At 65.2% G+C, this 22,436-nt stretch carries 24 protein-coding genes and 1 riboswitch; of the genes, 2 read left to right on the top strand and 22 right to left on the bottom strand.

What is annotated here, in order from left to right:
- Positions 1 to 51: 51 nt before the first annotated feature.
- The 15 genes from YP76_RS00920 to rmuC form a co-directional block, all read right to left on the bottom strand.
- Positions 52 to 759 (bottom strand): DUF2059 domain-containing protein, encoded by a 708-nt coding sequence (locus tag YP76_RS00920; protein WP_046761746.1) that lies wholly within the window; start codon positions 757 to 759, stop codon positions 52 to 54.
- The gene (locus tag YP76_RS00915; protein ID WP_046761745.1) at positions 759 to 2,210 is read right to left on the bottom strand and encodes an NAD(P)-dependent oxidoreductase; all 1,452 of its coding nucleotides are present in this window, start codon (positions 2,208 to 2,210) and stop codon (positions 759 to 761) included. The genes YP76_RS00920 and YP76_RS00915 overlap by 1 nt, the downstream gene beginning before the upstream one ends.
- Positions 2,211 to 2,374: 164 nt before the next feature.
- Positions 2,375 to 3,184 carry an undecaprenyl-diphosphate phosphatase gene (locus YP76_RS00910; protein ID WP_046761744.1) on the bottom strand — a complete coding sequence of 270 codons (810 nt, stop codon included), beginning with the start codon at positions 3,182 to 3,184 and terminating at the stop codon, positions 2,375 to 2,377.
- Positions 3,185 to 3,350: 166 nt separating this feature from the next.
- A complete protein-coding gene (locus YP76_RS00905) occupies positions 3,351 to 4,277 on the bottom strand; it encodes a complex I NDUFA9 subunit family protein (protein WP_046761743.1) in 927 nt (308 codons plus the stop codon).
- Between the two features lie 103 nt (positions 4,278 to 4,380).
- Positions 4,381 to 4,959 carry a TMEM165/GDT1 family protein gene (locus YP76_RS00900; protein ID WP_046761742.1) on the bottom strand — a complete coding sequence of 193 codons (579 nt, stop codon included), beginning with the start codon at positions 4,957 to 4,959 and terminating at the stop codon, positions 4,381 to 4,383.
- 19 nt (positions 4,960 to 4,978) lie between these two features.
- A riboswitch (yybP-ykoY riboswitch) is annotated at positions 4,979 to 5,169 on the bottom strand.
- 33 nt (positions 5,170 to 5,202) lie between these two features.
- Complete coding sequence (locus YP76_RS00895) at positions 5,203 to 5,598, bottom strand: hypothetical protein (protein ID WP_046762546.1); 396 nt, start codon at positions 5,596 to 5,598, stop codon at positions 5,203 to 5,205.
- 92 nt (positions 5,599 to 5,690) lie between these two features.
- Positions 5,691 to 6,272 carry a hypothetical protein gene (locus tag YP76_RS00890; protein ID WP_046761741.1) on the bottom strand — a complete coding sequence of 194 codons (582 nt, stop codon included), beginning with the start codon at positions 6,270 to 6,272 and terminating at the stop codon, positions 5,691 to 5,693.
- Positions 6,273 to 6,280: 8 nt separating this feature from the next.
- Positions 6,281 to 6,862, bottom strand: a complete 582-nt coding sequence (locus YP76_RS00885; RefSeq protein WP_046761740.1) for a demethoxyubiquinone hydroxylase family protein — start codon at positions 6,860 to 6,862, stop codon at positions 6,281 to 6,283.
- Positions 6,859 to 7,344, bottom strand: a complete 486-nt coding sequence (locus tag YP76_RS00880; protein ID WP_046761739.1) for a disulfide bond formation protein B — start codon at positions 7,342 to 7,344, stop codon at positions 6,859 to 6,861. The genes YP76_RS00885 and YP76_RS00880 overlap by 4 nt, the downstream gene beginning before the upstream one ends.
- A gap of 73 nt (positions 7,345 to 7,417) precedes the next feature.
- Positions 7,418 to 8,782, bottom strand: a complete 1,365-nt coding sequence (locus YP76_RS00875) for a S41 family peptidase (RefSeq protein ID WP_046761738.1) — start codon at positions 8,780 to 8,782, stop codon at positions 7,418 to 7,420.
- A 269-nt stretch (positions 8,783 to 9,051) separates the two neighbouring features.
- Complete coding sequence (locus YP76_RS00870; protein ID WP_046761737.1) at positions 9,052 to 10,287, bottom strand: murein hydrolase activator EnvC family protein; 1,236 nt, start codon at positions 10,285 to 10,287, stop codon at positions 9,052 to 9,054.
- A gap of 101 nt (positions 10,288 to 10,388) precedes the next feature.
- Complete coding sequence (locus tag YP76_RS00865; RefSeq protein WP_046761736.1) at positions 10,389 to 10,811, bottom strand: 23S rRNA (pseudouridine(1915)-N(3))-methyltransferase RlmH; 423 nt, start codon at positions 10,809 to 10,811, stop codon at positions 10,389 to 10,391.
- A gap of 101 nt (positions 10,812 to 10,912) precedes the next feature.
- Positions 10,913 to 11,317 carry a ribosome silencing factor gene (gene rsfS, locus YP76_RS00860; RefSeq protein ID WP_046761735.1) on the bottom strand — a complete coding sequence of 135 codons (405 nt, stop codon included), beginning with the start codon at positions 11,315 to 11,317 and terminating at the stop codon, positions 10,913 to 10,915.
- A gap of 12 nt (positions 11,318 to 11,329) precedes the next feature.
- Positions 11,330 to 11,959, bottom strand: coding sequence for a nicotinate-nucleotide adenylyltransferase (locus tag YP76_RS00855; RefSeq protein WP_046762545.1), 630 nt, complete (start codon positions 11,957 to 11,959; stop codon positions 11,330 to 11,332).
- Positions 11,960 to 12,092: 133 nt separating this feature from the next.
- Positions 12,093 to 13,526 (bottom strand): DNA recombination protein RmuC, encoded by a 1,434-nt coding sequence (rmuC, locus tag YP76_RS00850; protein ID WP_046761734.1) that lies wholly within the window; start codon positions 13,524 to 13,526, stop codon positions 12,093 to 12,095.
- Between the two features lie 237 nt (positions 13,527 to 13,763).
- On the opposite strand from rmuC, the gene YP76_RS00845 reads away from it, so the two are divergent.
- The gene (locus YP76_RS00845) at positions 13,764 to 14,273 is read left to right on the top strand and encodes a hypothetical protein (protein WP_046761733.1); all 510 of its coding nucleotides are present in this window, start codon (positions 13,764 to 13,766) and stop codon (positions 14,271 to 14,273) included.
- Here the strand turns inward: YP76_RS00845 and YP76_RS00840 are convergent.
- Positions 14,228 to 15,418: an aminotransferase gene (locus tag YP76_RS00840; protein WP_046761732.1), complete on the bottom strand. Its 1,191-nt coding sequence runs from the start codon at positions 15,416 to 15,418 to the stop codon at positions 14,228 to 14,230. The genes YP76_RS00845 and YP76_RS00840 overlap by 46 nt on opposite strands.
- Positions 15,419 to 15,523: 105 nt before the next feature.
- Between YP76_RS00840 and YP76_RS00835 the strand changes: the two genes are divergently transcribed.
- Positions 15,524 to 15,790 (top strand): DUF6356 family protein, encoded by a 267-nt coding sequence (locus YP76_RS00835; protein WP_046761731.1) that lies wholly within the window; start codon positions 15,524 to 15,526, stop codon positions 15,788 to 15,790.
- A gap of 77 nt (positions 15,791 to 15,867) precedes the next feature.
- Here YP76_RS00835 and guaA read toward each other — a convergent pair whose 3' ends face one another.
- The 6 genes from guaA to YP76_RS00805 form a co-directional block, all read right to left on the bottom strand.
- Positions 15,868 to 17,427, bottom strand: coding sequence for a glutamine-hydrolyzing GMP synthase (guaA, locus tag YP76_RS00830; RefSeq protein WP_046761730.1), 1,560 nt, complete (start codon positions 17,425 to 17,427; stop codon positions 15,868 to 15,870).
- A gap of 47 nt (positions 17,428 to 17,474) precedes the next feature.
- On the bottom strand, positions 17,475 to 18,728 hold the full coding sequence (locus tag YP76_RS00825; protein ID WP_046761729.1) for a TCR/Tet family MFS transporter: 1,254 nt from the start codon (positions 18,726 to 18,728) through the stop codon (positions 17,475 to 17,477).
- Positions 18,729 to 18,770: 42 nt separating this feature from the next.
- Positions 18,771 to 19,418, bottom strand: a complete 648-nt coding sequence (locus YP76_RS00820; protein ID WP_084732994.1) for a YoaK family protein — start codon at positions 19,416 to 19,418, stop codon at positions 18,771 to 18,773.
- A 24-nt stretch (positions 19,419 to 19,442) separates the two neighbouring features.
- Positions 19,443 to 21,152, bottom strand: coding sequence for a flotillin family protein (locus YP76_RS00815; RefSeq protein ID WP_046761728.1), 1,710 nt, complete (start codon positions 21,150 to 21,152; stop codon positions 19,443 to 19,445).
- A 9-nt stretch (positions 21,153 to 21,161) separates the two neighbouring features.
- A complete protein-coding gene (locus tag YP76_RS00810) occupies positions 21,162 to 21,761 on the bottom strand; it encodes an OB-fold-containig protein (protein ID WP_046761727.1) in 600 nt (199 codons plus the stop codon).
- Positions 21,762 to 21,852: 91 nt separating this feature from the next.
- Complete coding sequence (locus YP76_RS00805; RefSeq protein WP_046761726.1) at positions 21,853 to 22,392, bottom strand: hypothetical protein; 540 nt, start codon at positions 22,390 to 22,392, stop codon at positions 21,853 to 21,855.
- Positions 22,393 to 22,436 lie beyond the last annotated feature (44 nt).

Raw genomic sequence — 22,436 nt, 5'->3', positions numbered from 1 at the left:
TGGGCACGGCCGCTGTCATTCCGTTGGTTGCCGGCATGGCCGGCGCTCTTGTCAGTGGGCCTTCTTGGCGTCCGCACCGAGCAATGCGGTGAGACGCTCGCGTTCAGCCTTTGTCAGATCATTATAGGTTCGCGGCTTAGGCAGCTTGGCGAGTTCCTGAGCGGAGGATTTCATGATCTCCGGCATGGCCCGCATCATTTCGGGCATGATCTTCTGCATCCGGCCGATATAATGCGGGTCGGCGGCCAGCTCCATGAAGCCCGCGCCGAATTTGGCGCCGGCGGGCGTTTTCAGGAACGCGCCGATCTGATCGAGCTCGGCGGCGCTGTAGCGATAGGCGAACGCCTCCGCCATGCCTTCCCGCATGTCCGGCTCATAGCGTCCCATGAAACGACCCATGGCTGGCATCATGGTGTTGACGATCACGTCCATCCGCTTGCGGAAATTGGGATCGATGATCGCCATCATTTCCTCAATCGTGCCTTCACCCAGATGCTCGGCCTGTTCCGGGTCAAGACCGCCGACTTTCAGGAACTCGCGGATCGGCATCTTGGTCATGCCGTCCATCATCGGTCCCATCATCTTCTGCATCATCGGCCCCATCATCTTTTCCATGGTGCCGTCGGGCAGGATGATGGCGGCGATCGGTTGAGCCTTGGCCAGCAGTGCAGGATCGACAGACTGGACGGCTACCGGAACCGGAGTCTGTGCCTGAGCCGCGATCGGCGTCGCCAGCAGGAGAAGGAAGGCGGCGCGCATCAGGCGGCTTGCCTTTCCCCGGCCGCCGCCTTCGCCTTGGCCTTCAGATAGCGGTGCATATGCTCGGTCACGTCGCGGCCGTCGCGGATCGCCCAGACCACCAGCGAAGCGCCGCGCACGATGTCGCCCGCAGCGAACACGCCGTCCATGCTGGTCATCATCGTCTTGTGATCGACGCGCAGCGTGCCCCAGCGGGTGACCGACAGGTCGTCCGCGCCGAACAGCTTGGGCAGCTCCTCCGGGTCATAGCCCAGCGCCTTGATGACGAGATCGGCGTCCAGCGTATGCTCTGTGCCCGGATCGGGTTCCGGGGCGCGGCGGCCCGATGCGTCGGGCTGGCCTAGGCGCATCTTCGTGACCTTGACGCCGGTGACATGCTCCGTGCCTTCAAAAGCGATGGGGGCGGAAAGCCAGACGAACTCGACGCCTTCCTCTTCCGCATTGGCGACTTCGCGCTGTGAGCCGGGCATGTTGTCGCGGTCGCGGCGGTAGAGGCACTTCACCGACGTCGCACCCTGGCGGACCGCGGTGCGGACGCAGTCCATCGCCGTATCGCCGCCGCCGATGACGACGACCTTCTTGCCGTTGGCGTGCAGCGAGCCGTCCTCATGTTCCGGCACGGCGTCCCCGAACCCGGCCTTGTTGGAGGCGATCAGGAAATCGAGCGCCTTGACCACGCCCGGCGCGCCGACGCCCGGCGCCTTGATGTCGCGGGGCTTGTAGACGCCGGTCGCGATCAGCACCGCATCATGGCGGCTGCGCAGTTCCTCCATCGTCGCGTCGCGGCCGACCTCGAAGCTCTCGTGGAAGACGATGCCGCCATCCTTCAGCCGCTGGATGCGGCGCATGACCACGTCCTTCTCCAGCTTGAAGCCGGGGATGCCATAGGTCAGCAGGCCGCCTGCCCGATCATGCCGGTCATAGACATGCACCTCATAGCCCGCGACGCGCAGATATTCGGCCGTTGTCAGACCCGCCGGCCCCGCGCCGATGACGCCGACGGACTGGCCGGTCGGCGCGCCGGGCACCAGCGGCTCGACCCAGCCTTCCTTCCAGGCGGTGTCGGTGATGAATTTTTCCACCGATCCGATGGTGACGGAGCCATGGCCCGAAAATTCGATGACGCAATTGCCTTCGCACAGCCGGTCCTGCGGGCAGATGCGGCCGCAGATTTCCGGCATGGTGCTGGTCAGGTTCGACAGCTCATAGGCTTCGCGCAGGCGTCCCTCGGCGGTCAGGCGCAGCCAGTCCGGGATATGGTTGTGCAGCGGGCAATGGGTCGAGCAATAGGGTACGCCGCATTGCGAGCAGCGCGACGCCTGTTCTTCCGCCTTGTCCAATATGAAGCTGCGGCTGATTTCCAGAAAGTCGTCGGCGCGATCGTCGGCCGAACGCTTCTCGGGATAGGCTTGGCCTGTTCCCACGAATTTCAGCATTGGATTGTCCGCCATGATGAGTCCCTGAATGAGTTACACGGGAGCCCATAGCAGAAAGACCCACGGAGTCACGTGGATTCTGCAAATTAAGTCAGCATATGTGACATATTTTGACGGAATTTTCTGGGGAGGCGGCGGGCTCCGGAAATAATCTTGCGTAATTTAGGACCGATTTGGACCTACCGCATGGAAAGCCACGCCAGGGCGGTGATGCCGGCAATGATTCGATACCAGGCGAATGGGGTGAAGCCGTGCCGCGACACCAGGCCGACGAACCATTTGATGACGAGCATCGCGACGATGAAGGCCACGATGAAGCCCAGGGCGATGCTGCTCCAGCCGACCGTGGCGGAAGTCAGCTTGTCGCCGTTTTTCAGCAGTTCCAGCGTGGTTGCGCCCAACATGGTGGGAATGGCGAGGAAGAAGCTGAACTCCGCTGCCGTGCGCCGCTCGACGCCCAGCGTCAATGCGCCCATGATGGTCGCGCCCGACCGGCTGACACCGGGGATCATGGCCAGGCACTGGATGAAGCCGATGCCTACCACGCGGACAAAAGGGATGTCTGCGATGCCGTGAAAGCGGTTTTCCTTCACCATCCGCTCGATCGCCAGAATGGCCACGCCGCCGACAATCAGGGCCCAGGCGACGACTTTGGGCGCGCCCAGCAACTCCTCGATATATTTGTGCAGGGCGAGGCCGATCACCGCCGCGGGAATGAACGCGACCACCAGATTACGCAGGAAGCGCCAGCTCGTCGGCTCCCGGCGCAGCAGCCCCATGCCGACCGCCCAGAAGGTTCGCCAGTAGAGCACCACCACCGCCAGGATCGCGCCCAACTGGATGATGACGTTGAACATGGCCCAGGTGGACGCATCATATCCCAGCAATTCGCTCGCCAGGATCAGGTGGCCGGTCGAGGATACGGGGAGGAATTCGGTCAACCCTTCGACGATGCCAAGCAGGATGACTGTCAGATAATGGAGGTCCATGGGCGGAGCAGATCCTTATGGAGCGGACAAAGGGAAGCCCTCCCCCGGACGGGAGAGGGCGTAGAGGACGTCAAATCATTGTGCAGGAGCGAAAGGCCCAAGCAAAGCGGCGGCGACACGGTCGGTCGCGACGCGCCATCGGTCCGGCTGATCCGGCGGAAGCCGATCAGGCCTGAACACGCCCGGCAAAGCGGCCATGTTTGCGATAGCGGACCAGCCATTTTTCCGCGACGGCCGGCATTGGCGTGGGTTCGACGTCCAGATCGGCCAGCCCCTTCGCGCCCGGTGCGACGACATTGTCCTTGCCAAGCATCGCAAGCTGATCCCGTGTGATCGGCCCGCCTGGCAGGATCGCTATCAGTGAAGCGAGGGATGCGGGAACTGCGCACAGGCTGCGATCGCGGCCGATGGCCTTGGCTATCCAGGCATTGAGTTCCAGCATGCTGTAGGTTTGCGGTCCGCCCAGTTCGAAGGTCTTGCCGCCATGAACGCCGGGCTTTTCGGCGGCGTTGGCGATCGCCTGCGCGACATCGGCGACATAGACCGGCTGGAATTTGGTGCCCGCGCCGATCACCGGCACGACCGGGGCCAGGCGGATGATTTCGGCAAAGCGATTGAGGAACTGATCCTCCGGCCCGAAGATGATCGACGGGCGGATGATCGTGGCGTTGGGGAAGGCGGCCCGAACGGCTGCTTCGCCCGCGGCCTTCGACCGGCCATAGGCGGACGGGCTTTGCGCGTCCGCCCCGATCGCCGACACATGCACGAGCGCCTGAACGCCGGCTTCCGCCGCGGCCCTAGCGACATTGGCGGCGCCCTCATGGTGCGATCCTTCGAAATCGCCCGACAGGACGCCGACCAGATTGATCACGATGTCGCTGCCCGCGATGGCGCGGGCGACGCTGGCGGGTTTGCGGATGTCGGCTGCCACGAACTGGGTCTGGCCGAGGCCCCCCAGCGGTTTGACGCGCAGCGCTGTCGCCAGATCACGCTGGGCCACGCGGACGCGGGCACCGCGCGCCATCAGCGCCTGTGCGACCTGCCGGCCGAGAAAGCCGCCGCCGCCGAACACCGTTACCAGACTGTCCTTCATCGCGTGTCCAATGCCTGTCTTTTGATGGGAAATGACTCTGCGCATCCCCTTGCAACAGCCGCCGCCCGCTGACAACCGCCGGGCGGCGGCCTTGCGCTCTTTTTTACCCGATCCAGCCCCGCAAATCAGCAATCATCCACAGGCCGAGGCCCAGGAACAACAGGGCCGCGCCGATCTGGAGCGCACGCATCGGCACCTTCTTCGCCAGCACCTCTCCGAACAGCACCGCGGGTACGTTGGCGATCATCATGCCCAGCGTGGTTCCGGCGGTGACGGCCAGCACATTGTCGAAGCGCGCGCCCAGCATCACCGTCGCCACCTGAGTCTTGTCGCCCATCTCGACCAGGAAGAAGGCGACCAGCGTGGTGATGAACACGCCCGCCTTGGACGGCGCCTTCAGCGGCCCGTCCTCGTCGATCTTGTCGGGGATCAGCGTCCATGCGGCCATGGCGATGAAACTGGCGGCGATGGCATAGCGGAACCAGGGCTGGGTCAGCACGCCCGCGACCGAATGGCCGACCAGCGCGGCGAGGAAGTGATTGGCCAGCGTCGCGAAGAGGATGCCGAAGATGATCGGCACCGGCTTGCGGAACCGGGTGGCGAGCAGCATGGCCAGCAATTGCGTCTTGTCGCCCATTTCCGCGAGCGCGACGAGCGTGGTGGAGGTGAGGATGGCTTCCATAGCAGGTCTGTCCAGGGCCAGGCGAAGATGAAAGACACAATGCCACCGCCTTCCCCCACCCGGCCGGACGGAGAAGGTGATGCCATTGGTCTCGCCCGATGAAAGGGAAATCCCTTCCATCCCGCCCGCCATGGCCTCTCGGCCAAATATGTTGACGAACGGCCCGTTCCTCAAAGCGGAACGGCTGGCTACTCCCCAGATGACGAACGGGCGTCTAATTCAAATCAGGCCGGAGGGCAAGTCTTAGGGTTCACCCTTGGATTCCTGCATCCGCCGTTCGGCGAACCATTGTTCCAGTGCCTTGGCCGTGCAGCCGGTGAAGCCGTTGCTGCCGATGGCGGAGCAACTGCCCGGCAGGGTCTGCCGCTGGACCTGTTCCATGGTCGCGACCTGGCTGCCCCAGCCGGGACCGCCCGCCGGTTCGGGCTTTTCGCGCAATTTCTTGGGAATGCGATAGCGTTCGGATTCGGGCTTGCGCGCGCAGACGATGATCTCGTCGCCTTCGCCCTTGGGGCAGGGGTCATTGCCGTAGACCACCAAATTGAAAATTTTCTGCGGCGGTTCGGCACGGGCCGCGCTGCCGACTGTCAACGGCGCAACGGCGATAGCGGCCAGGGAAAGGGCAGTAAGGAGACGCATTGATTCCATTCCTTCTTCGTCCCCTGTTCCCGCCCTCCCGATTGTCCGGTTGCCGGCAGCTTTTTCAAGACGCCGCCCGGCGGCCAATACCGTCAGGGCTGCGGCGTGGTTCCCTGTTGCGCGCCCTGCGTCTGGCCTTGCTGTTGCTGGGCAGCCTGCGCCTTTTCCTCGGCCACGGCTTGCGCCTCGATCGCCTTGCTTTCGGCGTCAATGGTGGAGAGGCGTCGTGCCCGCTCCGCCGCGACCAGATCCTTCCAGCTCGCATTGTCCGCGGCCTGCCGTTCCGCCTTGGCCAGCCGCGCCAGCTGCGCGAAGCAGCCGGTTGCGCCGCCGCCGCCGACCGGGGAACAGCTTTCCGTGCCGCTGCGGCCGACATATTCCATCGACTTCACACGCTCGCCCCAGGCTTGGTGGCTGGGCTGGTTGGGATCGCCGCGCAGCGGTTCGGGAATACGGTAACGTTCCTCCTCACCCTTGCGTGCGCAGACTACGATGTCGCTGCCCTGGCTCTGCGGACAGGGATCGTCACCATAGACGATGACCAGATTGACCCGTTCCGATCCCGATTGGACGGCCGGCGCCCGTTCCTGCGGAAGGTTCGGCCCCTGTTGTGCCAGAACCGGGGAGGCGGCGCCCAGCAAAAGCATGGCGGCGATCAGGCGGGTCTTCATCATGCTTCTCCTCAGAAACGCTTAGACAGGGCGATGGCGGTACGACAGCCCAATCTGATGGCGCCCGACAATAAGGGATAGACCGGAGCCTGCTCCGCACCATGGGCAAGGGCGGCGTCGCGATGCTCCACTTCCTCCGCCTGGAAATCCGCGATCGCGGTGGAGAGTTCCGGATCGTCCTGCCCCAGTTCCTGGAGCTGTTCGGCATAGTGCCGGTCGATCTCGGTCTCGATCGCGGCGGTACAGGCCATGGCGGCACGCGGCCCGATCGCCGCCGTCACCGCGCCCAAGGCGAAGCCCGCCACGTTCCAGATCGGCTGCAACGCGGTCGGCCGCACGCCCCTGCGCGCGATCATCGCGTCGAAATGTTGGCGGTGCCGTTCCTCCTGCGCAGCCATGCCGGCGATGATGCGAGAGTCCGGATGCCGATCGCCCATCACGGCGAGCTGCCCGGCATAGATGCGGGTGGCGCCGAATTCGCCCGCCTGATCGACGCGCAGCATCGAGGCACGCTGCCCGTCAGTGACGCGGCGGCCCGGGCGTGGGAAATCGGACCGGGGGAAATCGGGCCGGGGAAAATCCTTCGCACTCATGCCTTGCTCCCTTTTCCGAGCAGCAGCACCAAGATGAGGAGCGCGGCCGCCCCCGACAAGAGGCCGTTATAGCCCGCCATCGAAATGCCGAACAGGCTCCATGGCGCGACGTCGCAGCGGGTGATCGGCGTCGCCATGATCTGGTTGAGGATATCGGCCGAACTGCCGCCCGCCGGACTGGTCGAACAGGCCGTCAGCCCTTGCCACCAGCCATATTCGACGCCGGCATGGAACAGGCCGACGGCCCCGCCGATGCCGATGGCGAGGCCGGCCAGCCCGGTGAACAGCGCGCTGACGCAGGCCTTGCCCCGCGTGGCATAGGCGACGATCGCCAGCGGGACGGCGGCGAAATGGGCATAGCGTTGCCACCAGCACATTTCGCACGGATGCAGGCCGCCGATGAACTGGAAGGCATAGGCGCCCCCCAACATGGCCAGAGGAAGGATCAGCGCGATCGCGCGGGCGAGAGGCAGGCTTTTCATATCGCCCGCTTAAACCGCGTGGAGCCTTTCGTCATGCTGAACTTGCGTCGGCATGACGAAAGGACAAGGAGGGTCAGCGCGTCGCAGGCTTGCGGGCGGCGGGCTGGGGCTTAGATTCTGTCTGGGCGACGGCCGCGCCGGGCCTGGCCGCGAGGCGGGAAATGGTCTTCAACGCATAGTCGAGCTGAAAGTCCTCGATCCCCTTCTTCTTCAATTCCTCCGCGGTGGCGGCGAAGCGGGGATCGTCCTTGCTGTCTTCTTCCAGAGCGGCATTGTCGGTCTTGATCTCGTTGATCAGATGCCGGCGCAGGTCGCTTTCGCGGAATTTGGGACGATTCTTGTAATCGGGGTCGGAAAGCTGCGGCACCTTCACATCCGGCTCGATCCCGCCTTCCTGCACGGACCGGCCCGAGGGGGTGTAATAGCGCGCCGTGGTCAGCTTGAGCGCCGTGGTGTTGGAGAGCGGCAGCATCGTCTGCACGCTGCCCTTGCCGAAGCTGCGCTCGCCCATCACCAGGGCGCGGTGCTGGTCCTGGAGCGCGCCCGCGACGATTTCGGAGGCGGAAGCCGAGCCAGCGTCGACCAGCACGATCATCGGCAGGCCCTTCGCATCGTCGCCGGGCTTGGCATAATAGCGTTCGACATCGCCCTTGTTCCGGCCGCGCTGCGACACGATCTCGCCCCGTTCCAGGAAGGTGTCGCTGACCGACACGGCCTCGTCCAGCAGGCCGCCGGGGTTGGAGCGCAGGTCGAGGATATAGCCGGTCGGCTTGCGGCCCAGCGATTTGTCGATGCTGCGGATCGCCTGGCGCACGTCAGCGCCGGTATTGGCCGAGAAGCTGACGATGTTGATGACGCCGATGCCGTCCTTCACTTCCCACTTGACCGGCTTGATCTGGATGATCTCGCGCGTGAGGGTGAGTTCGATCGGCTTGTCTCGGCCGGTGCGGACGATGGTCAGCTTGATCTGCGTGCCGGGTGCGCCGCGCATCTTGTCCACCGCCTCGTCCAGCGTGCCGCCATAGATGAGCTGACCGTCGAGATGGGTGATATAGTCGCCGGCCTTGATGCCCGCGCGCCAGGCCGGCGTGTCCTGCGTCGGGGCGATCACCTTGACCGCGCCGTCCTCCTGCGTGACGGAGAGGCCAAGGCCGCCATAGCTGCCCTCCGTCTGCGTGCGCAGATTCTGGAAATCGCGCGCGTCGAGGAAGCTGGAGTGCGGGTCGAGACTGGCGAGCATGCCGTCGATCGCGCCCTTGATCAGCTTTTCATCGTCGACCTTCTCGACATAGTCGCTGCGGACCTTCTGGAACACGTCCATGAACTCGTCCAGCGCCTTGTAGCTGCTGGCTTCCCCGTCGGCGAGCGCCGCCGTGGTCGCGGGTATGAGTGCGAGCGCGCCGAGGGCGATGGCGCCCCGGAAGAAATTGGATTTCATCGCTGTCCTTGAGTCCTGCATCGATGGATCAGTATAGCGCTTTTATGAGCAGACGCAAAAATCTTGGTGAGATGACGGGATTTGCCCGCAAGGGGCATGGGTAAGCCCGGATCATGGTGGACAGGAAAATCGCGCGGACGGCCATTTGCAGCCATTTGCGGCCACTTCCGTTCGCCCCGAGTAGGGGCTGAGCGAAGTCGGAGGCCTGCATCGAAGGGTCTGCGCAGGTCCAGGCCGTTGCCCTCCACCTGATCGCATTTTTTTCGACCTCAGCCCAATCCCACCAACGGCACGATATCGACGGGACGGCCATTGCGGCGCAGTTCGACAGTGATGCTGGGCCGTCCGGGCCCTGTATTGCCGATCGGATCACCCTGCCGCACATTGTCGCCCACCGCCGCGTTGAGGCGCAGCAGGCCGGTGATCAGGGTGGTCCAGCCGCCGCCATGGTCGATGATGACGATCTGCCCATAACCGCGATACGGCCCGGCAAAGACGACGCGTCCGGCGGTCGGGGCCACGGCCAGCGCTTGGGGCCGGGTGGCGATGGTGAGGCCGCGCGAGCGGATGCCGCTTTCCGACACTTCGCCCATGCCCGTCACCAGCTGTCCGACCACGGGTAGGCGGTAGGGGGGGGGCGCGCTGGGACCGCGCTGGCGGTCCGGCGCGGATGCGCGGGCCTGATCGGGCCGGGCGGGACGAAGCACGGGGCCGGACAGGGCGGCGAGTTGATCGCGCAGGTCGCCCGCCTCCTCCAGCCTGTCCATCAGGTCGACAATGTCGCGCGCCCGCTCACCCAGGGCCAGCGCGCGGTCGCTTTCCAGATCGGCATTGGCTCGGTAATCCCGCGCGGCGAGCCGTTTCTGCGCCTCCAGCGTCTGGAGCGCTCCTTGTCGCTGTTTCAGGTCCTGCTGGCTTTGCGCCAGGGAGTCCGCCGCCCGTTCGGCCGTGGCGCGCAGGGCATGGCTGCGGTCCAGTTCCGCGCGCAGCCCGGCCGTGCGTTCGCGAATGACGGGCAATATCTGCCCCAGCACGGCACGCATATGGATGGCGTCGTTCATCGATCCGGGCTGGACCAGAGCGAGTGCAATGGGACGTTGCGCCATCATCTGGAGTGCGGCGGTCAGGCGCACGACCGGTTCCTGTCGGGCGGCGAGGCGGGTGGCCTGATCGCGCTGGAGGCGGGCGATGATGGCGATGCGCGCCTGCGCGGCCTGGATGTCGGCCTCCGCCTGCTGGATGCGGGCGGCCATGGCGGCGGCGCGGCGGCGGGCCTGTTCGGCCTCGTCGCGGGCGGCGGCGGCCTGGCGTTCGAGCCGTTCGGAGCGTTCGCGCGCTTCCTCCGACTGGCGGCGCGCGGTTTTCAGGGCCGATTGTTCTTCGGTGAGGCTGGTGCCCGCCATGCCGGGGAGGATGATCGCCTGGCCATCGGCGGCGGGCAGGCGTGAGGCGGCAATGGCTGTTGCGCCAGCGAGCAGTGCCGCGGTGATCGCCGTCCGTTTCAACCAAGCCCCCCGTCGATGATGTGCGACATCGACGTCCCATGACTATGCCGTGTCGTGATGGAAGGAAAGGGCTTCACGCGCCGCGGCGGACCGGAGGAAAGCTATCCTTCGCGATGATAGGGATGCCCGGCCAGGATGGAGCAGGCGCGCCAGAGCTGTTCGGCCAGCATCGCGCGGGCCATCATATGGGGCCAGGTCATGGCCCCGAACGCGATCAGCAGGTCGGCATGGTCCCGTTCCATGTCGTCGAAGCCGTCGGCCGCGCCGATCAGGAAACGGCATTCCCGCTTGCCGTCGTCGCGCCAGCCCCCGATGCGTCGGGCGAAATCTAGCGAGCCGAGTTGCTTGCCCTTTTCGTCCAGCATCACGGTGACGCATCCTGGAGGAGCAGGGGGCAACCGGCCGCCCCGATCGGGCAGTTCGGTGATCCTGAACGGCATGGTCAGCCGCTTGGTGTAGCGGTCGACGAGATCCGCCTCGGGCGAGCGCCCGATCTTTCCGCGGGCGATGATGTGGAGGAGCATGGCCTTCCCCTAACGGCTCACCGCGCGCTTGTCGAAGGCGGTTGGCATCCCGCGGAAAGGCGATAACCGCCTTCCCGCGACAAGGATGCAACCAAAGTGCCTCAGGCCGTGCCCGCCACCGGCGCGTCGACGAAGCCCCACATCCGTTCCAGATTGTAGAAGCTGCGCACTTCCGGCCGGAACAGGTGGACGATCACATCGCCGGCATCGATCAGCACCCAATCGGCCACGGGCAGACCCTCGACCCGGGCGGATCGACCCGTCGCCTGCTTGATCCGCTCGGCCAGCTTCTGCGCCATCGACGCGACCTGGCGGGACGAACGCCCGCTGGCGATCACCATATGGTCGGCAATGCTGCTCTTGCCTTCGAGGGGGATGGAGATGGTTTCCTGCGCCTGGTCGTCGTCGAGCGATTTCAGGACAAGGTCATGCAGGGCGGCAACGCTGTCGGCTCCCGGAACCATATTGGCTTGGGCCGTATCGTTGGCAGGGTGGGGTCTGGTCAAAAGTGCTCCATTCTAGACGATCATCCGGCGCGTGAGCGGGTCACGCACACGCGTTTCACTATATTCGCGATGCCAGAGGGGGTCCGCCTGCCGCAGCAGGGTCGCCGATCTTGGATCAGGGCGAAAGCGCAAAAGCACGAGCGCCGGAAGTCTCCAATCCGTCCAGTCTGCACTCTGGCGCGCGGGCCGGACGAAGCGCCGCAGCCAGCTCATGGCCGGTGAGCCACGGGCGGCTTCATCATAGCCGGGGCGGGCGATAACGGCAATGGACATTTGGCGGGCTATGCCGCGCCAGTCCCTCCATCGACCGAATTGGGCTAGATTGTCCGCGCCCATCAGCCAGATGAAGCTATGGCGGGGATAGCGGCGCTTGAGCGCCGTCAGCGTGTCGATCGTATAGCGGGTACGCAGTTGCACCTCGATCGCGGTGGGACGGATGCGGTTGCGCCGCGCGACTTTTCGTGCACGGGCAAGCCGGGCGGAAAGGGGCGCCATGCCGGCCCTGGGCTTCAGCGGATTGCCGGGCGATACCAGCCACCAGACTTCATCAAGGTCCAGCGCATGCATCGCGAACAGCGAAATGGCTCGATGCCCACCATGCGCCGGATTGAAGGAGCCGCCCAGAAGGCCAATTCGATTCATGCTTCCGCCCATGCCAGTTGGCGCTGGCGGGGGCAAATTTCATCGATGATCAAACCTCCCTGAAATTCCTTAACGGGCTGGATCATATGTAGGTGGCTGAAGCCTTATAATTAGGATGCTAATAATTATGATCCTATTCCGCGGCATCGGGCAGGGCCTCCGGCAATGCACGGACGGCTTCGGCCGAGGCGGGCTCGCGGACGAGCGCTTCCACCGGCTCAAGCTCTTCCAGTTCCTTGCCGCCGGTTTCGATATTGAGGTCGCGCAGCTTGCGGCCCGTCACCAGCACCCGGCTTTCGAAACTGCCGACGAAGCTGTTATAGTCGGCCACCGCGCCGTTGAGCCGGTTGCCGAGCTTCTTGAGCGACCCTGCGGCTGCGGCAAGCCGTTCATAAAGTTCCTTGCCCAGCGCGCCGATCCGCTTGGCCTCGTCCGCCATCTTCTCCTGTCGCCAGACGGCTGCGACGGTGCGGGCGATGGCGATGAGGTTGGTCGGGGTCGCCAGCAGCACCCGCTTGCCGAAGGCATAGTCCCAAAGCTGCGGATCATGTTCCAGCGCGGCCGAGAGGAAATGTTCGCCCGGCACGAACATGATGACATAATCGGGCGCCTCGTCGAACTGGTCAGCATAGCTTTTCCGCCCCAGCGTCTCGACATGGGCGCGCATCGCGGCGGTATGGGCGGACAGGAAGCGCTTCTTCTCCTCATCGCTCTCCGCGCCATAGGCGTCCTGATAGGCATTCAACGACACCTTGGCATCGATCACCAGCGCTCGCCCACCGGGGACGCGCAGGATGGCGTCGGGGCGCAGCCGGCCATCCTCGCCCTCCACGCTGACTTCGGTTTCGAAATCGACATGTTCGCTGAGGCCGCAGGTTTCGAGGACGTTGCGCAACTGCTGTTCGCCCCAGCGTCCACGCGCCTTGGGTGCATGGCGCAGCGAATCGACCAGCCGCTGCGCCTCGGCCCGCACCGCTTCCTGACCCGTCTTCATCGATTCGATCTCGCCGCGCAGGATGCCATAGGCCTCTGTGCGCTGCTGCTCGATCTGGGTGATCTTCTGGTCATAGCGCTGGATCGTCTCGTTGACCGGGTGGAGCAATTGCTTGAGCTGTGCCTCGCTCTTTTCATGCGCCTGCGCCATGCGCTGGTCGGCGCGTTCGAGGAAATGGCTCTGCGCCTGATGCAGCAGCTTGCCGCCAATCTCGCTGAACTGCGCCGAAAGCTGTTCCTTGGCATCCTTGAGCGCGGCGATCTGCGCTTCGAACGCTTCCGCCCGTGCTTGGGTATCGGATCGCAGAGCCGCCAGTTCGCGCGCCGCGACTTCCCTTGCCGAGCGTTCCGTCTCCAGCTTCTGCGCCAGTTCCGCCGCCTGTGCCGTACGCTCCTGAGCCACGACCAGTTCCTGAAGCGCCGCGTTGCGCTGGGCCGAGGCGATGTCGAGCTTGTCCGCCAGATCGGCCTTTTCCGCCGCCAGCGGCGCGACCGACTTGCCCCTCAGCAACCAGCCCAGGCCCAGTCCGACGACCAGTGCGATGAGCGAGAGAATGACGGCCAGACTGTTCATGGATACCCCTTTATGGAACGAAAGGTGAACCTAGCGGGGCGGTGTCGTCGCCGCAAGCCTCGTCATGTCAAGATCGGTGATCGCGGGCGGCGGAAGCGGCATGACGTCATGGCATCCACTCCACGGGCATCAATGCCGTGTTCCCCGCCCTGCTGAAAGTGTATGAGGGGGAAGCACGGGCCCAGGGCGGGCGCATGAGGGGCGCGCCATGCCGCTCCGCTGCTGAAGGGAGGCGTCATGATCCTCGACTTTCTTTCTCTGCCGCAGTTCATCGCGCTGCATGTCGGCGTCAGCCTGATCGGCATATCGAGTGGCCTGATCGCACTTCCGGCCCTGGCCCGGGGTTGGTGGGTGCCGCGCACGCAGGCGATCTTCCTGGTGTCGACGCTGCTCACCAGTCTTAGCGGCTTTCTCTTCCCGTTCCACGGTTTCACCCCCGCGATCGGGGTGGGTGTGATCTCTACCCTTGCCCTCGCGGCGGCCTTTGTCGCGCTGTTCGCCCTCGACCGGGCAGGCTGGGCGCGGGCAGCCTATGCGGTCAGCGCGACCGTGGCGCTGTGGCTCAACCTCTTCGTGCTGGTGGTGCAGGCATTTCAGAAGATAGCGGTGCTGAGCGCCCTGGCGCCGGCCGCCATGCTGGCCATGCAACTGCTGTTGCTGATCGCGATGCTGGTCCTGGGCGCGGCTCTCCTGCGGCGCGCTCAGGCCGACGAAGCGCGAAAGGCGGCGAGGCGGGTCACCGCCTGATCCAGCACCGTGTCCGATTTGGAAAAGCAGAGGCGGACCAGGTGCGTCACCGGATGCGCGGGGTAGAAGGCGGAAATCGGGATGGCGGCGACGCCCGCCTCATCGATGATCCGCTCGCAGAAGGTCACGTCGTCCAGCGCGATGCCAGAAGCCGGCAGATCGATGGTCACGAACCAGGTCGCGGCGCTGGCGTTCACGACATAGCCCGCCGCGCGCAGCCCCTCCACCAGCCGGTCGCGCGAGGCCTGATAATCGGCGCGCATCGCGGTGAACCAGCTTTCCGGCTGCGCCAGCCCTTCGGCCACCGCCCATTGCAGATGGGGCGGGGTGGTGAAGGTGATGAACTGATGTGCACGGGCGAGCAATGTGGCGATGGCGGGCGCGGCGCACATCCAGCCGACCTTCCAGCCGGTGACCGAGAATATCTTGCCCGCCGATCCGATCTTCACCGTGCGATCCCGCATGCCGGGAAAGCCCATCAGCGGTTTGTGCGCGATATCGTCGAAGGTGACATGCTCCCACACTTCGTCGCAGATCGCGATCAGATCGCGGGTCACGCAATATTCGGCCAGCAGCGCCAGTTCCTCGTCGCGCAGGGCGATGCCGGTCGGATTCACCGGATTGTTCATCAACAGGAAGCGGGTCTTTTCGGTGACGGCCGCCGCCAACGCCTCGCGCGTGATCCTCCATGCGGGCGGTGTGAGGCGCAGGACGCTCGCCACCCCGCCCGCCCGCTCGATCAGCGGCAGATAGGCGTCGTAAAGTGGTGCCAGGACCAGCACCTCGTCGCCCGGCCGCACCAGGGCGAGCAGGCTGGCGGCGATCGCCTCTGTCGCGCCGGAGGTGACGATGACCTCCTGCGGCTCGAGGTCGAGGCCCTGGTGGCGGGCATAATGCGCTGCCACCGCCGCGCGCAGTTCGATGATACCCGCCATCGGCGGATATTGATTGGATCTGTTCAGCAGCGCATCGGCGGCGGCATGGAGGATTTCCGCCGGCCCCTGCGAATCGGGAAAGCCCTGACCGAGGTTGATCGCACCGGTTTCTCGGGCGCGGGCGGACATCTTCTCGAAAATGGTGGTGGGCATGTCCCGATAGACGGGATGGCCGAGATGCGGATCCTGTGCGCTCATGCCAGGCGACATGCCGGTTTTTGGTGACGGGGGTCAAGCTGCACGCGATCGGCCCTCTCGCTTTGCTGCCGGATGCGTTAGGATACAGGCTTTCCCCAACGTCATGAGCGAGCAGAGATGATCGACCGCCTGTTCCTGAAACATCCCCGCGACGTCAACGAAAGCTACGGGCAGCATTTCCATGTGGCGGCGCGCTTCGGTTTCCTGATGGTGCGGGCGGGGCTCGCCTGCATGGTTCATGGGCTGGTGCCCGCCCTGTTCACTCGCACCGGCAGTGCGACGGTGAAGCGGCTCTATGGCGAGATGCGGCAACGCCAGCCTGATCTGGCCGAGCAGCAGCCCGCGTATCTCAGCCCGCAATGGCGGCCGGAATATGAGATTTGAAGGAATGGAAAAGCCGCCCGGTCAAGGCGGCTTTTTGAGTGGTTCCGTCGTGGCGCCGAATGTCCGCTATTTCCGCGTCATTCCCACTCGATCGTGCCGGGTGGTTTCGAGGTGTAATCGTAGACCACACGGTTGATACCCTTCACCTCGTTGATGATCCGCGTCGCCACGCGGCTCAGGAAGGCGGCGTCGAAGGGATAGATGTCCGCCGTCATGCCGTCGGTCGAGGTCACGGCGCGCAGCGCGCAAACGCTGTCATAGGTGCGATGGTCGCCCATCACACCGACGGTGCGGACCGGGAGCAGGACCGCGAACGCCTGCCAGATCGCGTCGTAGAGGCCCGCGTTCCGGATTTCCTCCAAATAGATGGCGTCCGCCTTGCGCAGGATGTCGCAGCGGTCCTTCGACACTTCACCGGGGATGCGGATCGCGAGGCCGGGGCCGGGGAAGGGGTGGCGGCCGACGAAAATCTCCGGCAGGCCGAGTTCGCGGCCGAGAACGCGCACCTCGTCCTTGAACAGCTCGCGCAGCGGTTCAACCAGCTTCATGTTCATGCGTTCGGGCAGGCCGCCGACATTGTGGTGCGACTTGATCGTCACCGAAGGGCCGCCGGTGAAGGATACGGATTCAATCACGTCGGGATAGAGCGTGCCCTGCGCCAGGAAGTCCGCGCCGCCGATCTTCTTCGCTTCTTCTTCGAACACCGCGATGAATTCGGCGCCGATGAACTTACGCTTCTTTTCCGGGTCGGTGAGGCCGGCAAGGCCGCCCAGGAAACGCTCCTCGGCATTCACATGGACCAGCTTGATGCCATAATGTTCGCGGAAGAGGCTCACCACCTGCTCAGCCTCGCCCAGGCGCATCAGGCCATGGTCGACGAACACACAGGTGAGCTGGTCGCCGATCGCTTCGTGGATCAGCACGGCCGCGACGGCGCTGTCGACGCCGCCCGACAGGCCGCAGATCACCCGGCCTTCACCCACTTGCGCCTGGATGTCGGCGATCTTTGTGGCGCGAAATTCGGCCATGGTCCAGTCGCCCGCAAGGCCGCAGACATGGCGCACGAAATTGGCGAGCAGCCTGGCTCCGTCGGGGGTGTGCACGACTTCGGGATGGAATTGCGTCGCGTAGAAGCGCTTTTCCTCGTTCGCAGTGATCGCATACGGCGCGCCGTCGCTGACCGCCACCACCTCGAAACCCGGCGCAAGCTGCGTCACCTTGTCGCCATGGCTCATCCAGACCTGATGGCGCTCGCCCTCCGCCCAGAGGCCGTCGAACAGGGCACAGCCCTTCTTCACCTCGATGAAGGCGCGGCCGAATTCGCCGCTCTCGCCGCCTTCGACATTGCCGCCCAATTGCTGCATCATCGTCTGCTGGCCGTAGCATATGCCGAGGATCGGAATGCCCGCATCGAAGAAATGCTGCGGGGCGCGGGGACTGTTCTCCCACATCACGGATGAGGGGCCGCCCGAAAGGATGATGCCCTTGGGCTTCAGCCGATCGAACGCTTCGGCGGCGCTGTTGAAGGGGGCGATTTCGGAGTAGACGCCGGCTTCGCGGACACGGCGGGCGATGAGTTGCGTCACCTGGCTGCCGAAGTCCACGATGAGAATGGAATCCTGAAGGGGCAGCGTCATCGAATCGCCTTTGCTTTTCCTGAGGAGGGTTAGGGATTCGCGCCCGGTTAGTGCGCTTGAGCCCCCTTGTCCAGCGGAGCCGGGTCTTTGGCCCGTCCGGCGGCCCATCCCAGCAATGCCCCGCCTGCCAGGATGGCCGCCGCGATCACGAAAGCGCTGCCGATGAAGGGCAGCAGCGGTTTCGCGCCCACCGATATGGAATAGATCGCGCCGAAGAACAGCGGCGACAAAATGCCCGCGATCGAACCGACGCTGTTGTTTGCGCCCTGCAACTGGCCCTGCTCCGACTCCGACACGCGCCGGGTCATCAGCGACTGGATGGTCGGCATGGCGAGGCCCCAAAAGGCATTGGGCAGCATCGCCGCGACGAACAGCCAGCCCGTCGGTGCCAGCCCCATGGCAAGAATGCCGACAGCGCCGAAGCCGAGACCGACCACCATCGTGATCCGGTCGCCCATCCGCTTCGCGACCGGCCCGACCAGCAAGCCCTGCACGCCCATGTCCATCAGGCCGACCAGCGCGAGCAATGTCCCCACTTGCCAAGCCCCCCAGCCGTAGCGGTCGCCCGCATAGAGCACGAACACGGCGGAGAAGAGGTGATGCGCGAAATAGAGCAGGAAATTGACGATGGCGAGGCTCGACAATTCCGGATGCGATCGCAACAGTCGCAGCGCGCCGAAGGGATTGGCCCGCCGCCAGGAAAAGGCCATCCGCTTTTCAGGCGCGAGCGATTCGGGCAACACGAACAGTCCATAGAGAAAGGCGAGGCCCGACAGGCCCGCCGCCGCCCCGAAGGGCGCCCGCAGCGAAATCTCGCCCAGCATTCCACCCAGCAGCGGCCCGGCAACGAAGCCGCCGCTGAAGGCCGCGCCGATCAGCCCATAGCCCCGCGCCCGGCCTTCGGGCGGGGTGATGTCCGCCATATAGGCGAATGCGGACGTGAAGCTGGAGGATGTGACCCCGGCCAGCATCCGCCCCAACGCCAACCACCAGAGATTGGGTGCCAGCGCCATCAGGACGAAGTCGAGCGCCAGCCCCGCCACCGAAATCAGGATCACCGGCCGCCGTCCGAACCGGTCGGAAAGCGATCCGATCACGGGCGAGCAGATGAACTGCATCGCCGCCCACAAGGCCACGAACAGTCCGTTCCACATCCCGGCCGACGCATTTGACCCTGCGAGCGTCTCGATGAGATGGGGCAGCACCGGGATGATGATCCCCATCGACATGACGTCGAGCAGGGCGGTCACCAGAATGAACGCGATGGCAGCCGTGCGGCGACGGGATGAGATGGTGGACACGGGAACTCCTGGATTCGGACCGGGCCTAGATGCTGGTCATCATCATGCCAAGCCCAACGGTCTGATCCGGCTGCTCCACAGCAGCAGCAGCGCGGAAAAGGCCGCGGCGATCCAGAGCGCATGCAGGCCGATCAGCGCGAAGAGGCATCCCCCCGCCACGGCGCCCGCCACCAGCCCCAGCCAAAGCAGGAGATAGGGTAGCCAGTTCCATGCGGACCCTCCCGTCAGCGCCACGGCCAGTTGCTGGCCCAGCTTCACCAGTGCGCCGGTCATGTAGGTGACGCCGATGCTGACCTCGCCATCGCGCTGGAACACATTGTTGACCGTGCCCATCGCCGCCGCCATCAGCAGCGTCAGGCCATTGCCGGACTGCCCGGTCAGCGTCAGCAGCGCGGCCACCGTCAGCAGCGCGGTGGTTAACCCCAATACCGCTTGCTTGCGCCATCGCCCGGCCGTGCGCGCGACCAGCGCACCCGCGATGACGCCGCCGACGAAGGCGCCGACCAGCCCTGCCGCCGTCCATGCCACCGCCGCGCCGGAGGCAAGCCCTACGCCCAGCCGCGTCGAATTGCCGCTCATGAAGGACACGAACAGCCCGCCCAGCTTGAGGAAGCCGAGTGCGTCGATGAACCCCGCCTGGGCCGCGAGGCCGATAGCCAGCATATGGCGGGGAACATCGTAGTGGCGCATGACGGTCGTCTCGGCTTTGGCGGATCAGGCGCGCGGCGGGGCCTTGTGCTCCGGCGCGATCGGTTCGGCGATGACCGGCACGGTGGGCGATTCGACTGCGCCCTTGACCAGCGCGTCCAGGCTCGATCCGTCCAGCCCCAGCTCTTTCATCAGCCCGTCGATGACGGGCGCCTGCGCCCGGTAGCGCAGCGCGGCTGATACGGCGGCATTGGCGAGATTGGGTTCCCCACCGGCGACCACCGAAAGCCCGTCGCCGCCGCCCTGGCCGGTAAGTCCGTCGACCTGCACGATCTTGATCGAGTCGATCGATTCCATCGGCTTTGCGGCCTCGCGTACCAGATCGGGCAGCACCTTGAGCAAGGCCATCTTGGTCTGGAGCGACATCTGGTCGGAGGAAAGGATGTTCGCCGCCTCGTTGACCGCGCGCTGCCCTGCCGCCTCGACTTCGAAGCGCACCCGGTCGGCCTCGGCGCGTAGCTTGGCGGCCTCCGCCTCGCCCTCGGCGGCGACACGCAGCGCCTCGGCCCGGTCGGCGGCGGCCTGCTTTTCGGCCTCGGCCTCGACCCGGACCTGGATGGCGGCGCGTTCCGCCTCCCGCGCCGCGTCGATCAGTTCGATCCGCTTGGTACGCTCGGCAATTTCGGTCTGGCGGGATGTCTGGACCTGTTCCTCGGCCGCGACCGCCTTGGCACGGGCTTCGTCGGCCTGCGCCTTGGCCTGGCTTTCCTCGCGACTCTTGTTCTGCACCGCGATCTGCTGTTCCTGCCGGGCGAGTTCGAGCGCCTGTTCCTGCGCGATCCTGGCTTGCTGCACGGCGCGGTCGGCCTCGATCTGCTGGCTGTCGACCAGCTTCTTCGCCTCGATCCGGGCCTGGTCCGCCTCTTGGCTACGCAGCGACTGTTCGCGGGCGACTTCGGCGATCTGGGCGGCGCGGCGCATCTCGACCTCGCGCTCCTGCTCCAGCCGGGCGAACTCGGTGTCGCGGGCAATGAGCAGCGATTGGCGCTCCGCCTCCAGATTCTTGGTCTCGATCTGGACGCGGGTTTCCTGTTCGATGTCGTTACGGCTCTTCTTGCGCAGCTCGATCTGTTCGGTCAGCTTTGTCAGACCCTCGGCGTCGAAGGCATTGTTGGCGTTGAAATGCTCGATGGACGTCTGGTCCAGACCGGTCAGCGACACGCTTTCCAGCTCCAGCCCGTTCATGGCGAGGTCGACCGAGGAGACCTGTTGGACCTTCTGCACGAATTCGCTGCGTTGTTCGTGGAGCTGGTTCATCGTCATCCCCGCCGCGACCGAACGCAGCGCGTCGACGAACTTGCCCTCGACCAGTTCCTTCAACGCTTCAGGATGCATCGTCCGCATGCCGAGCGTCTGCGCGGCGATGGCGATCGACTGCGCGTCCGGCTTCACCCGGACATAGAATTCGGCCTTCACGTCGATGCGCAGCCGGTCGAGCGTGATCAGCGCGTCGCTATTCTTGCGTTCCACCGCCAGCCGCACCGTGTTCATGTTGACCGGCATCGTCTCGTGGAAGATCGGCAGCACCAGCGCGCCGCCGTTCATCACCACCTTCTCCCCGCCGAAGCCGGTGCGCACGAAGCCGATCTCCTTCGATGCACGCTTGTAAAGCCGCGCCAGCACGACGCCGAGCACGATCAGCAGAAGCAGCGCGGTGCCGGAGATGATCAGATAGGGCATGAGCGAAAAGCTCTCCTGCACGACGGGCGGATTCATGGGAAACTCCTAAAGACGGGGCAGATAATGGTCGCCATGGGAAATGGCGCGGAAGACATGATCCTCGCGGCGGACGAGCAGGATGGTTTCGCCCTCCTCCAGCGTTTGTCCGGCATTGTCGGGTTCGACCATCACATAATGGGCCTGGCCATAGGGATCCTCAACCCTGGCACGGGCGGGGAAACCGCTCTGCGCACGGCCGGTGACGATGCGGGCGAAGCTGCCGACCAGCGCGTCGAGCGGCACGGCGCTGCTTTCATCGCGCGGGAGCAGGGGGCCAAGCCATCGCGCGGCGAGGGCGGTGGCGGGGATGGCGGCGACGGCAGCGGCGGGTGCGGCGATGAAGGGCGAGAGCAGTGCGCCGGTCACATCCAGCGCCAGATGCTGACCGACCAGCCCGATCATGCCGAACAGGGCGAGGAAGATCGCCAGCAGCATCAGCAGCGGAAGGCGCCCGAAGCCGAGCCAGCCGAGCAGGTCGGCTTCCGCATGCAGATCGAGATCGAAATCGCCCGAGACGCCGATGGCCTGCACCGCTCCGATCAGCAGCATCAGCATGATGGCCGAGACGAAAACGATATTCTCGGTCGCGAAAAGGAACGCGGCCACCCCTGACTCCCCTGATTCGCATCAATGCTAAGGCATTGACCGCAAACAGCATAGGGCAAAGCGTGGCCGCTCAGCGGCGAAGCGATGAAGGTCAGCGCGCGGCGCGATCCCCGCGAAAATACACATCCGCGATGCGGCCATTCTGCACCGAGCAGGTGAAGTGCCGATCCTGCCCGTCCTGCGCCCGCCAGCCGGAGCGGACCTCGACATCGCCCTCGACATCATAGCCGTTGCGGGTTTCGCGCGGTTCCTGCACCTGACGCACCTCGGCATAGCCGCCGTCGCGCTCGGCCTCGTCGCGGGCGGCGAGGGCGCAGTTGGTGATGGCTTCCTCGCTTTCGGCGCTCGGGGCGCCGTTCGCATGGTCCCGCCGGCCATAACCATCATTGCGGGGCGCGGACTCGGCGCTTTGCCGATCCGCTCCCACAACGTCCGAAAAATCGTCGTCGGCGCGGGGCGGGGGTGCATGATCGTCGGGTTCGGCCTGCGCTTCATCGGCAGGCGGTTGCGCCAGGTCGTCCTGCTCCTGCTGCGGATAGCCCTGCCGAGGCTGAAGTGCCTGCGCCGACGTCGCACCGGTCAGCAGCGCGAGAGCCAGCAGCGATCCTGTCATCCATCTTGCCTTGTTCATCACGCGCGTCCCTCATCCATATTCAGGTGATGGCTATGCCGGTC

The organism is Sphingobium chungbukense (genome assembly GCF_001005725.1).
GTDB lineage: Bacteria > Pseudomonadota > Alphaproteobacteria > Sphingomonadales > Sphingomonadaceae > Sphingobium > Sphingobium chungbukense.
The sequence above is the reverse complement of the archived record's forward strand: the minus strand, read 5'-3'. Positions and strand labels throughout refer to the sequence as shown.